General features: G+C 38.5%; 10 protein-coding genes, 1 riboswitch and 1 other annotated feature. Of the genes, 3 read left to right on the top strand and 7 right to left on the bottom strand.

Annotation, left to right across the window (positions count from 1 at the left end; genetic code table 11):
• Nucleotides 1-90: 90 nt before the first annotated feature.
• The 6 genes from ISU02_RS09060 to metG all read right to left on the bottom strand — a co-directional run bounded on the left by ISU02_RS09060 (nucleotide 91) and on the right by metG (nucleotide 8,451).
• Complete coding sequence (locus tag ISU02_RS09060; RefSeq protein WP_207736239.1) at nucleotides 91-1,707, bottom strand: ABC transporter substrate-binding protein; 1,617 nt, start codon at nucleotides 1,705-1,707, stop codon at nucleotides 91-93.
• Nucleotides 1,708-1,807: 100 nt separating this feature from the next.
• Entirely contained in the window at nucleotides 1,808-2,788 is a 981-nt protein-coding gene (locus ISU02_RS09055; RefSeq protein ID WP_194701509.1) for an ABC transporter ATP-binding protein, read from the bottom strand.
• On the bottom strand, nucleotides 2,781-3,773 hold the full coding sequence (locus ISU02_RS09050) for an ABC transporter ATP-binding protein (protein WP_194701508.1): 993 nt from the start codon (nucleotides 3,771-3,773) through the stop codon (nucleotides 2,781-2,783). The genes ISU02_RS09055 and ISU02_RS09050 overlap by 8 nt, the downstream gene beginning before the upstream one ends.
• 17 nt (nucleotides 3,774-3,790) lie before the next feature.
• Complete coding sequence (locus ISU02_RS09045; RefSeq protein ID WP_228727774.1) at nucleotides 3,791-4,852, bottom strand: ABC transporter permease; 1,062 nt, start codon at nucleotides 4,850-4,852, stop codon at nucleotides 3,791-3,793.
• Nucleotides 4,853-4,860: 8 nt separating this feature from the next.
• Nucleotides 4,861-5,784, bottom strand: a complete 924-nt coding sequence (locus ISU02_RS09040) for an ABC transporter permease (protein ID WP_194701507.1) — start codon at nucleotides 5,782-5,784, stop codon at nucleotides 4,861-4,863.
• 741 nt (nucleotides 5,785-6,525) lie between these two features.
• Nucleotides 6,526-8,451 carry a methionine--tRNA ligase gene (metG, locus tag ISU02_RS09035; RefSeq protein WP_194701758.1) on the bottom strand — a complete coding sequence of 642 codons (1,926 nt, stop codon included), beginning with the start codon at nucleotides 8,449-8,451 and terminating at the stop codon, nucleotides 6,526-6,528.
• A gap of 89 nt (nucleotides 8,452-8,540) precedes the next feature.
• Nucleotides 8,541-8,778: a binding site (T-box leader), on the bottom strand.
• 513 nt (nucleotides 8,779-9,291) lie between these two features.
• Between metG and ISU02_RS09030 the strand changes: the two genes are divergently transcribed.
• On the top strand, nucleotides 9,292-9,684 hold the full coding sequence (locus ISU02_RS09030) for a cupin domain-containing protein (protein ID WP_194701506.1): 393 nt from the start codon (nucleotides 9,292-9,294) through the stop codon (nucleotides 9,682-9,684).
• Here the strand turns inward: ISU02_RS09030 and ISU02_RS24295 are convergent.
• Nucleotides 9,665-10,438, bottom strand: coding sequence for a helix-turn-helix transcriptional regulator (locus ISU02_RS24295; RefSeq protein WP_194701505.1), 774 nt, complete (start codon nucleotides 10,436-10,438; stop codon nucleotides 9,665-9,667). The two genes, ISU02_RS09030 and ISU02_RS24295, sit on opposite strands and share 20 nt — an antisense overlap.
• Before the next feature lie 286 nt (nucleotides 10,439-10,724).
• Nucleotides 10,725-10,907, top strand: a riboswitch (cobalamin riboswitch).
• 133 nt (nucleotides 10,908-11,040) lie between these two features.
• Here ISU02_RS24295 and ISU02_RS09020 point away from each other — a divergent pair.
• Nucleotides 11,041-11,403, top strand: coding sequence for a sirohydrochlorin chelatase (locus ISU02_RS09020; RefSeq protein ID WP_194701504.1), 363 nt, complete (start codon nucleotides 11,041-11,043; stop codon nucleotides 11,401-11,403).
• Nucleotides 11,400-12,062 (top strand): precorrin-8X methylmutase, encoded by a 663-nt coding sequence (locus ISU02_RS09015; protein WP_194701503.1) that lies wholly within the window; start codon nucleotides 11,400-11,402, stop codon nucleotides 12,060-12,062. Before ISU02_RS09020 ends, ISU02_RS09015 begins: the two co-directional genes overlap by 4 nt.
• Nucleotides 12,063-12,065 lie beyond the last annotated feature (3 nt).

Here is a 12,065-nt window from a genome sequence, read left to right as displayed (position 1 = left end):
TCTCAATCATTTATAACTTGTCCACTCCAAGACCAGAAGAGAGGTTCATGCTTTTTTCTCACAGCATGAACCCCTTCTGTTTTAAGTCGTCTATTTTTCAATTACAATATTGTAAAAGGATTGATCAGACCAACCATTCCATGCCACTGTATAGTTTTTAACATAAGGTTGGACAACGAAGAGATGATCGAGCTCAAACAGTGGAATCCAAGCAGCGTCGTCTTGCACGATAGTCTTTTCAATTTCTTGATAGAGTGCAATGCGCTCTTCAGGATTAGTCATAACGCGTGCAGCATCTAATTTAGATTGAACAGCGTCATTTACATAATTAAAAGATCGACCAATTGCATTTTCTTTATCAAAGAATGTGTACACAAAATTATCAGGATCATTGTAGTCTGCAGACCAATTATTAAAGTAACTTGGCAATTTACCCGTTTTTCTAATGCCAAAGAACGTTGAAGAATCCAATTGTGTAATTGTAAGTTTAACCCCTATTTTCGCAAGATCGGACTGTACAATTTCATTAATCTTCAAAGTTGACGCATTGTCACTTACTTGAGTAATTTCCATATCAAAGCCATCTGGAAAACCAGCTTCTGCAAGAAGTGATTTTGCTTTCTCAGGATCATACGTGATTTCTGGCAAATCTTTATTGTAGCCATATAAGCCCGGTGGTATAATCCCATTTACTAAGACGCCTTTGCCATAATACATTTGCTTGAGAATATTTTCTCGGTCAATGCCCATCTGCAAAGCTTTTCTTACAGTAACGTTGTCTAGTGGTGCAATCGATTCATTTAAGCAGATATAGTAAACACCAACCCTTGGTCCAGAAACGATATTATTTTTCCAAGTCTCATTTTCTTCAAAATAAGGAATTTGACTTCTCGCCATATCACAATCAAAGACATCTATTTCGCCATTTTCAAACAACATTCTAGCCGTCTCCGCATCTGGGACGATTTTATAAATAAGTTCATCGTATTGTGCTCTTCCACCCCAATAATCCACAAAGGTATCGAGAACAATTTTATCATTGACAACCCAATCCGTCAGTTTAAACGGACCACTGCCAACAGTCAGTTCAGGATCTACCCCAAATTGATCACCTGCAGCTTCTACTGCTTTTTTACAATAAACAGAACCTGCTGGTGTCGCAAGACCTGCAACGAATGGTCCAAAAGGTGCCTCTAAAGTGATTTCTATCGTATAATCATCGACGATTTTTATCCCAGTGGTAGTATCCGCTTCACCATTCATTCTCGCCTGAGCCCCTTGAATCATGTCAAAGAAATCCGTGTTAAGGCCTTCAGTCTCTGGATTGAGCATTCTGTCAAAAGTAAAATACACATCTTCTGCTTTGACTTCATCTCCATTATGGAATTTGGCACCTTTTCTAAGATTAAAAGTGTACACCAATCCGTCCTCACTCACAGACCAAGTTTCTGCAAGCCCCGGTACCAACTTGCTTTCGCCAGGACCCACTGTTACAGATTCAACTAAGCGGTCAAAAACATTAAGCGGCAGTCCATAGTATTCTGTCGTCTTGGCAACATCAATTGTACCTGGATCTTTTTCATAAGGTACTGTAAATACAACCTTTTCCTTTTCTGGTGTCGCTGAATCCGCATTTTTATCACCACATGCTGTCAGTGTAAAAATCATCACAAATACGAGTACCAGTGTCATTAACCTTTTATTCATTTTTTCCCCCTCTTATTTTATGAGTTTTATATAGAATGATTTTTATTGTATGAAAGCATGACAACAAAAACCATTTTCCACATCATTTTTGTATCGTTTTCTATCCCAATGGATGATGGCAGGCAAATTTTCGATCGTCCTCAGTGACGAGCTCTGGGCATACATTTGTGCAAATTTCAGTTGCATAAGGGCATCTTGTGTTGAACCTACAGCCCTGTGGCGGATTAATCGCACTTGGCAAATCTCCCTCTAAGATTAGTTTTTTGCGATCCCTCTTCTTGGGATCTGCAATTGGCACCGCACTGATTAAAAATTGTGTATAAGGATGTATCGGTTCTTCAAACAATGCCTTTGGCTTACCTGCCTCCACAATTTGCCCAAGATACATGACATAGACTTCATCACTTACATAACGGACAACACTTAAATCATGCGATATAAAAAGGTAGGTTAAATTAAATTCTCGCTGTAACTTCTTAAGCAGGTTTAAAATTTGTGCTTGTATGGAAACGTCCAGCGCCGAAACCGCTTCATCACAGACAATTAAGCTCGGGTTAAGGGCAAGAGCTCTGGCAATACCGATTCTCTGTCTCTGGCCACCACTAAATTGATGCGGATAGCGATTGGCGTACTCCTCTTTGAGCCCTGTTATCTTCATCAGCTCATATACACGCGCATAGCGCTCCTTTTTAGCTTTCATGCCATGTGTTAAAAGAGGCTCTCCAATTAAATCTTTCACTTTCATACGTGGATTTAGAGAGGCATAGGGATCTTGAAAAATAATGGAAACGGACTTTCTAAAGGCTTTCTCTTCCTGCGCATTAAAGGCATGTATATTTTTACCATTGAAGAGAACTTCTCCACTTGTGGGATCAATTAGATTAATCAAAGTCCTCCCCAGTGTACTTTTTCCACAACCCGATTCACCCACCAATGAGAGTGTTTTGCCCTTTGGAATATCAAGCGTAATGTCATCAACAGCTTTAACAATCCCCTTGTTGGCATTACTTGAAAATAGAGTATTGTTAGAAACTTGATAGTATTTTTTTAAATTTTTAGCACTTAATAAGATCTCACTCATTTGACCACGCTCCTTCATCGTATTGCCAACATAAAACTTCATGTTGTTTATCAATTAGTATGCGTGGTGGCAACGCGTCAAAACAAATGCGCTTAGACTTATCACAACGCGGTGCAAATCGACATCCTGTGGGCACATGAATCAGGTTTGGTACCATGCCCTCAATGGAATAGAGTTCCTCTACATCATCGTCAATTTTAGGCAGTGACTTTAAAAGGCCAATTGTGTAGGGGTGCATCGGCGTCTCAAAGAGTCTATCTGCATCACACTTTTCCACAACTTCTCCAGCGTACATGACGCAGACATCATCACAAAGTTCCGCTACAACGCCCAAATCATGCGTTATAAATAGAATGGCGGTATTGAGTCTTACCTGTATATCCTTTAAAAGTTCCAAAATTTGAGCTTGTATGGTCACATCCAGTGCCGTGGTCGGCTCATCTGCAATGATGAGCTTGGGTTCACAAGTCAATGCCATTGCAATCATAACACGTTGTCTGAGCCCCCCAGAAAGTTGGTGCGGATATGAAGCAAAACGTTTTGCCGCATCTGGAATGCGCACTTGCTCTAGATATTTGAGTGCCAAAACCTTGGCCTCGCGTTTTGATAAATTCTTATGAAGCCTGAGAGGTTCCATTAATTGCTTTCCAATTGTATAGACGGGATTCAAGGACGTCATGGGCTCTTGAAAGATCATTGCTATTTTATTACCCCTTATCTTAGCGAGTTCTTTTTCACTTAACTTTGTCAGATCATCACCTTCAAACAGAATTTTACTCTCAGGCAATATTTGACCAAAGGGTTTTGGAATCAAGCCCAATATGGACATTGCCGTCATGCTTTTTCCAGAACCGGATTCACCCACAAGCCCCATAATTTTACCGGATTCTAGGATCATAGAAACACCGTCCACAGCAGGATTAAAGCCTTTTTCCGTCTCGAAATAGGTTTTGAGATTTTGAATCTCTACCACAGTCTCATTCATCATCACGCCTCCCTTTCTCAATGTTTTGTGTACGGGTCTAATGCATCTCTTAAGCCATCACCAATAAAGTTAAAGGCAATTACAACCAAGAAAATTGCAACCCCAGGTGTTATCGCAACCCATGGCGATGAAAAAAGGAATTCTTTTCCTCTTGAAATCATCAAACCCCAACTCGGCGTAGGGGGTTGAGCACCAACACCTAAAAAGGATAAACTTGCCTCAGACATAATTGCTTCTGGCACACTCAAGGTAAACAAAACAATTAACGATGGAATGCAATTCGGAAATATATGACGCCATAAAATTTTGAATTTGCCAACGCCAATAGAGCGCGCTGCTTCAACGAACTCTTTTTCTTTTATCGAAAGGGTTTGAGCTCTGACGATTCTCGACGTACTTCCCCAGTTCACAATACTCAATGCAATAAATATATTAAAGAGTGATGCGCCCAGAGTATACATGACAACCATGGCAAGTAGTAGTGAGGGAAAGGCCATGCAGACATCTGCAAGTCGCATGATCAAATAGTCTATCTTACCTCCAAAATAGCCGGATACCATCCCCAAAAACGTCCCAATTGCAAGAGAAATCAGTGTTGGCACCAGGCCAATTACAAGTGAAATTCTCGCACCATATATGATTCGACTCAAAATATCTCTGCCCAGAAAATCCGTGCCAATGACATAGGTTGAATTTGGCGCAATTAAAACTTTTTCCATGTCTACAGCATACGGGTCATGTGGTACGATCCAAGGTGCTAATAAGGCAATTAATATAAAGAGAAATACCATGACCAAACCAACCAATGCCTTTTTATCACGATAGATGCCCTTAAAAAGCGATTGCCAAAAATGCTCTTCCGTTACCAAGTCCTCTGCATCTCGCGGCGACTTTCCGTTGTTCGGTATTTTAGAGGATTTTGAAGATTCCGAAGTTGCCAAATCACTTTCATTTTTTGCTTCTGTGGCTTCAATTGACATCATATATTTTAAGCGCTTGCGACCAAACCCAAAGGGTGACCGCCTGTTCAATTTGCTATCCATTGCGATTTCCTTAAAAAACTGTGTTCTCTGTATCATGAATCCCCCTAATTGTATTTAATTCTAGGATCTATAAAGCTGTACAAAACATCCGCCACTAGATTTCCCAAAATAATTAAAATAGTTGTGAACATGACACTCCCTTGCAACAGAGGCATATCACGTGTTTGAATCGCACTGACTGCTATTCGGCCGATTCCCGGAATCCCAAAAATAGTCTCCGTGATCACGGCACCCGATAAAAGTGAAGCGATTTGAATCGTCATCACAGTGAGCACAGGTAAAAATGCATTTTTAAGTGCATGTCCCATAATCACTTGATATCTTAAAAGCCCCTTTTCTCTAGCTGTCCTGATATAATCTGCACTCATGACCTCAAGAAGGCTTGATCGCGTCAATCTGGCAATCGTCGCAGCGGAACTCCACCCTAAAACAATGGCAGGCATAACAATATACTTGATGTTTAGTCCATCAAAACCTGAAATCGGCAACCACTTTAATTTAAGTCCAAAGAGGTACTGAAATAAAAGACCTGACCAGAATACTGGCATGGATACGCCAATCAAAGCGAAAGTCATAACGCCGTAATCCACTGCTGTGTTTTTACGAACCGCCGATATTACGCCTGCTGGAATACCAATCATCCAAGATACCAGAGCACCGGCAACTGCAAGGATCGCCGTATTCGGAAAAGCTTTCCAAATCAATGTTGAAACCTCGCGCTTTAATTTATAGGAATAGCCCAAATCACCCTTAAATGCACCTAATACATATTTAGAAAACCGCACTAAAAGTGGGTCATCCAAATTCATTCTTGCCCTCACTCTTTCAATGGTATCTGCATTCACATGTTCTCCCATCATCAAAGCAACTGGATCTCCAGGTACAATATTAAGCATGATATAAAGCAACAAGCTTACGCCTATGACAATAGGAATGGTCCCCAATAAACGTTTAATAATATATTTCATCTATATCGCTCCCCCATATTAAAATTAAAGGACGACTTCAGTAAGCTCATCCACTGAATCATCCTTGTCTGCCATGGTATTCACTTATAAAAGAGTGATCTCAGTATTTCTTAAATGACGCCATTGCCACCTATTTAACTGTCCTTTTCTTCTTAAGATGTACCATTTCTCAAAGTACCAAAAGTTCAAAGTTAAACTCCCCTATGCTCTCCAATTTGATTTATAGAAAATATGCCATACATCATCGAGTATAGGGTTTATGTAAAATTATCTTTTGACCCTAAAAGTATTGTTTTATATAAAAGGGTTTATATAGATATAATTCTGTGCCTTCCTATTGAAATTGTCAATGACAATATTAATTTTTCTTAATCTTTTTTTGAGATTCAAAATAATATTCATTTTAATATAACAGGATTGCATTGGAGAAATATCAATGTTCACACACAAATTTACAATTTATAATATACATTTTATTACATGGCGCAATTGTTTTTCTAGTACGGACTATGGATAAGACGTTTATCGTTCAGAGTATACTAAATACCCCCTCATTCAAGAATCTTATTATGGACTCTGCCCTCGACTAAAGTCTGAAGAAGGCCCTTCATAAGATATTGGATAAGGGGGTGCTTTGTTAATTTAATCATGCCTTGTTAGGTTAATCATCATAAGAATTTCGATTATTATCAAGTTCTTATTTCTCAAATTCTTATTTCAATTTTATTCAATTTATATTATCTAAGAAACGATGTTACCGTCTTCTATATCTGCGGTCACAAGTGTCAAGAAGTCCGCATCATCTGTTGCCGCTAAAATCATGCCTTGAGAAAGCTCCCCGCGTAATTTAACGGGTTTAAGGTTTGCCACGATGACCACTTTTTTACCGATGATCTCTTTGGGTTTATAGTGTTTAGCGATTCCCGAAACCACTTGACGCTCATCGTTACCCACTTTTAAGGATAAAATTAGAAGCTTATCCGCATTCGGATGTGGCTTTGCATCAAGGATCGTCGCCACTCTTAAATCAATCTTTGAAAAATCATCGATTGTGATTTCAGGTTTGATCGGTGGAAATTCTTTTACATGCTTAGCGGCTGCCATTTCCTCAAGGGCTTCAAGTTCTGCTTTAATATCAATTCTTGGGAAAAGAGACTCGCCTTTTACGACCTTTGTGCCCACAGGATAGAGGTTTGCTTCTTTGACTGCATCCCACTGTGTTGCTTCACCTTCAACAAGACCAATTTGATTCCAAATCCCTCTTGATGTATGGATCATAAACGGTTGAATTAAGATTGAAATCAATCTGATATTATCGATGAGATTGTAAAGTACTGAGTCCAGTGTAGCCGCATTTGCTTCATCCTTCGCAAGTGCCCAAGGCATAGTCTCATCAATATATTTATTGGTTCTTCTGATGACTTTCCAAATTTCTTCAAGCGCACCTGAAAAATCTAAATTATCCATTTTTTTATCCAGCGCAAGATATGCATTGGTCGCCACTTTCTTTAAATCTTCATCAAACTCAGTTGCAGTTCCAAGAGCAGGAACAACACCACCACGGTATTTTTCCACCATTGAAATACTTCTTGAAACGAGGTTACCAAGATCATTTGCGAGATCTGAATTAATCCGATTGAGTAATACTTCATTTGTGAAAATACCATCTTGTCCAAATGTGTATTCACGAAGCAAGAAGTATTTAAGTGCATCCACGCCGTAGCGTTCAATGAGAACCACTGGATCGACGATATTGCCTTTAGATTTAGACATTTTTCCGCCTTCGAGCAGTATCCATCCGTGGCCGAATACCTTTTTAGGCACTGGAATTTCAAGCGCCATTAAGATTGCGAACCATATGATCGTATGGAATCTCACGATTTCTTTTCCCACAAGATGCACATCTGCAGGCCAGTACTTCGCAAATTCACCATCTTTGATTTCAGGATAGCCAAGTGCCGTGATGTAGTTGCTCAGTGCATCAAGCCACACATAAATGACATGTTTTTCATCGATAGGGACTGGAACACCCCAGTCAAAGGTCGATCTTGAAACACACAAGTCTTCAAGACCCGGCTTGATGAAATTGTTTACCATTTCATTCACTCTTGACTTTGGTTCTAAAATATCTGGATTGTTTTCGAAAAGTGCCAACAATTTATCTTGATATTTAGAGAGTTTAAAGAAGTACGCCTCTTCCTTAGTCACTTGTACATCTCTGCCACAGTCAGGACATTTGCCATCTTTAAGTTGCGATTCTGTCCAGAAGGATTCACATGGCGTACAATACAGTCCTTCATATTCCCCTTTGTAGATATCGCCTTTGTTATAAAGCGTCATGAATAGCTCTTGAACACGTCTTTCGTGGTAATCATCCGTGGTTCTGATAAAGTGATCATATGAAATCTCCATGGTTTCCCAAAGTGTTTTGATCTCACCCACCACCACATCTAAAAATTCTTTTGGTGTCTTGCCTTGTTCGTTTGCCACATTTTGAATCTTTTGACCATGTTCATCCGTCCCAGTTAAGAACATTACATCATAACCCGTTACGCGTTTATATCTTGCAATCGCATCTGCTGCCACAGTGGTGTACGTATGCCCGATATGAAGTTTAGAACTCGGATAATAAATTGGTGTTGTTACATAATAAGTGCCTTTTGACATCATAATACCTCCCATATTTTTTTATTGATACTTCAGTTAGATTTTTAAACAGAAATTTGTAAACAAAAAACAAAAAAACCTCGCTCCCCCAAAGGGACGAAGTCAATGTCGTGTTACCACCCTACTTTGATATCACATCACTATGATATCCTCGTGCTGATCTAATCTATCAGCTGTACGTTAACGTGTACAAATCCGTAACACACTACTCTCATTTCATGTGTTCTGTTCAAGGGCCATGTTCATCTGCTTCAAAACACTGATTTTCACCAACCATCAGCTCTCTACGCCTTCTCTACAAACTACTCTTCCTATCCATACATTTAGCATTCAATTAACGAAATTGTACCATATTCGGATTTGCGAATCAAGAGGTAAATTCGTTGATCATTCACTAAATTTGCTATTATGCTGACCATAAAATCTCAAACTTTCTTTTTTCTCTCAATATAAAAGCATTTACTGTGGAAAATGCCATGGCCCAAAATACCGTTTTATTCATTTTATTAATGAAGAGCATAAAACACGCTAAGATTAGACAGGACACTACAAAATTATAGACAAATTTGTTGTTGATCTGTTTTCTATTCGCCTTAAATAGTCTGTTTTTTTCTGAAGATAGTACCAAAGTGACGTCATCACTGTAACCGTTAATATTAATAAAAGCATGTCCATTTAATCACCATCCCTATATAATCACCTGCATATGTATAACCGCAATTTTTTACAATTAAATTAGATGCATTTCCATTAGAATTATATCAATATCTCAAATATCATTAGAGTTTCAAAAATCAGTTTTGTATAAACCATCTATTGTATAGAAAGAAAGGATACACTATGGAAAACCCAAATTTATTTCAAACTTTTTCAAAAGGTCACCTTGCACTGCCCAACTCAACAGTTGAATTTAATATGCTCCAGTGGCATGCACACAAGCAATTCAAGGGTGTGAGCTTAAAGCACATCATCACTTCAGAGCAAACAGATGGTCTCTTTAGTTATCATCTTGTGAAAATTGAACCCTTTATGAAAATTGGTATGCATATCCACGAATCACAACTCGAAACACACGAGATCATCTCCGGCACAGGCATTTGCCTAAATCAAACCACCCAAATTTCTTATGCGCCTGGCGTCATCTCTATTTTTAACAAGGGCGAACAACACGAAGTCACCGCAGATGCTGACGGTCTCTATCTATTTGCAAAATTTATACCTGCTTTGGTTTAGAATCTATCACTTCAAGTTCTATATAAGCATGCTTATAATCTGTCGGCGTGAGCTTCAATATCTTTTTAAAGTGTTTCGTGAAGTGACTTTGATCAAAAAAACCCACATTATGTGCCACTTCAGAAATTGATTTTTGCTCTAATAATTGCTTTTGTGCTAATCTAATTTGCCTTTGAATCTTAAGATTATGAGGTGTTAATCCAAATTCTGCACTAAATTTTTTTATCAAATGATATTTGCTTAAAAAAGCCACTTTTGCCAAATCATCTAGACTCAAAGTTTCAGTTGCATTTTCACAGATTAAAGCCTTCACGTGATCCAGTTCTCTATGCTTATAGGTAGCTGGATTTGTTTTTTTCAACCTATAGATTGCTTCAATATGATTCAGAATCAAATCTAGATTCACATCACTCAATCGACCGCATAATTCAGGTTGTTGTTTCATCAGCAAAATAATCTTTTTAGCCTCTTCCACAGAATAAGTGTTAAAAAAAGTGTTTTCTATGGCGAAAGTAATCAGTGAAAAAGGTGTTAAAGCTCTTACTGAATGCCATTTATTAGGCTCAACAACGAATGTATCTCCAGCGCCAAGCGTATAGACCTCTTGTTTCTTCTGAAAGTCTACTTGCCCATTCAGCATAAGACCAATCACATAATGCGAGATATGATTATGACCGGGATAGTACTCATTGGATTCATCAATGGCGATGACTTCTATACCTAAAGGCCTATGCCTATAAAAATGGATCTTCACTTTGATTCACCTCTACTCATCTCAATACAATAGACCCTTTCTATTTGTACCCATGCAATTCTTCACCTGTATTCGTTTCTTTTAAATCTATTATAAGCTCAATTTAAGAGAACCGCCAGTTTCAATCAAATCTATATTGAAATTACAACTCCAATGATCTCACAATTTTTTACCCTAATCCATGTATATTTCCCCCATTATAAGGTGGCATTTTAGCACTATTTATGATATGATGTCGTTGGTTGCATTTTCGTTATTTTTTTCTCAACGCATTTGCATATTTTGATAATTAAATGTTGTCATTGGTCCTTTAAAATAGGATAAAAGGGAATGAGGTCAAATGCCTCAGCAGCCCCCGCTACTGTATGGGAGTACGAAGTTTCTAAACCACTGTGAACAAAATTCATGGGAAGGAGAAGCTGTAGACTGATCCCCAAGCCAGGAGACCTGCCAATGATATTCAATGATCAAAGCTTCGGAGGGAAGTTTGCGCATTAGTGATGTTCTATTGACTCATTTCAGTAACCCGAGTCAAAAACTAACATAGTCGCACACCTTTTCGGGTGTGCTTTTTTAATTTAAAAATAAGGGAGTTTAAAAAGATGAGAAAAGATGCTGTTTTAATTATTGCTCACGGGAGCAAAGTGAAAGAAACGGATGATATTATGAAAAAATATCAACAAGAGTTAGTGCTCAAAATGCCTGAAACTCAAATTGAGTACTGTTACTTACAACTTATGGAGCCTTCTATCGAAAGTATCGTTAAATCTCTATATGAATCTGGCGTCAGAAACATCAAAGCCTTTCCTTTTTTCATATTCAATGGCAATCATATCAAAGAAGACATTCCAGAAGTGTTAGATGCCATAAGAGCCGAATATCCTGAACTCAACATTACTTTCCTTGAAAATATTGGTTACGATGAAAAAGTACTTGATCTTATTATAGAAAGAGTCAGCTTATGAAGTTTGAATACAAAAAAGATCCTATGGGCATAGAACGAGAGAGCTTCGAAATCATAGATGGTATTGTTGCAAATTCATCTAGAATCTATCCTTCTGCCGATCCGCTCATTCAAAATATCTACCGCCGTGTGATTCATACCAGTGCCGATTTTGATTATTTGGATAATCTTAAAATCGAAGATGATTTTATAAATGCTTTTTCAGAAGTGATTACAAATGAAAATCCGGCGCTTGTGACGGTTTATACGGACACCAATATGGTCCTTTCAGGGATTAATAAAGCGGCTTTTAATCAAACAGGCTGGCAACTGAAGTGCTTTGTTGCGAATGAAGAAGCTAAGACACTTGCCAAAGAACAAGGTATTACGCGCTCAATGGCATCTATCCAATTGGCACTTAAAGAACCCGGTAAAAAAATATTTGTATTTGGCAACGCACCAACAGCCATCTTTCAAGTTCTTGATCTACAGGATGCGTTCAAAGACAGTTTAATTGGCATCATCGGTGTTCCTGTTGGCTTCGTCGGTGCAGAAGAATCCAAACTTGCACTCTACAATTCCACGATTCCATGTATAACAGCACTTGGTAGAAAAGGTGGCAGTAACGTCGCTGCTTCTATTGTCAACGCACTTGTTTACCATTTTAAAGAAAGAGCATAGAAG

Source organism: Fusibacter ferrireducens (genome assembly GCF_015352425.1).
Classification (GTDB): Bacteria; Bacillota; Clostridia; order Peptostreptococcales; family Acidaminobacteraceae; genus Fusibacter_A; species Fusibacter_A ferrireducens.
The sequence above is the reverse complement of the archived record's forward strand: the minus strand, read 5'-3'. Positions and strand labels throughout refer to the sequence as shown.

Excerpts from the sequence above, each read along its gene's own strand:
- ISU02_RS09045 (WP_228727774.1), bottom strand. The coding sequence starts at position 4,852 with ATGATACAGAGAACACAGTTTTTTAAGGAAATCGCAATGGATAGCAAA.
- ISU02_RS09060 (WP_207736239.1), bottom strand. The coding sequence starts at position 1,707 with ATGAATAAAAGGTTAATGACACTGGTACTCGTATTTGTGATGATTTTT.
- ISU02_RS09055 (WP_194701509.1), bottom strand. The coding sequence starts at position 2,788 with ATGAGTGAGATCTTATTAAGTGCTAAAAATTTAAAAAAATACTATCAA.
- ISU02_RS09030 (WP_194701506.1), top strand. The coding sequence starts at position 9,292 with ATGGAAAACCCAAATTTATTTCAAACTTTTTCAAAAGGTCACCTTGCA.
- ISU02_RS09020 (WP_194701504.1), top strand. The coding sequence starts at position 11,041 with ATGAGAAAAGATGCTGTTTTAATTATTGCTCACGGGAGCAAAGTGAAA.
- metG (WP_194701758.1), bottom strand. The coding sequence starts at position 8,451 with ATGTCAAAAGGCACTTATTATGTAACAACACCAATTTATTATCCGAGT.
- ISU02_RS09040 (WP_194701507.1), bottom strand. The coding sequence starts at position 5,784 with ATGAAATATATTATTAAACGTTTATTGGGGACCATTCCTATTGTCATA.
- ISU02_RS09015 (WP_194701503.1), top strand. The coding sequence starts at position 11,400 with ATGAAGTTTGAATACAAAAAAGATCCTATGGGCATAGAACGAGAGAGC.
- ISU02_RS09050 (WP_194701508.1), bottom strand. The coding sequence starts at position 3,773 with ATGAATGAGACTGTGGTAGAGATTCAAAATCTCAAAACCTATTTCGAG.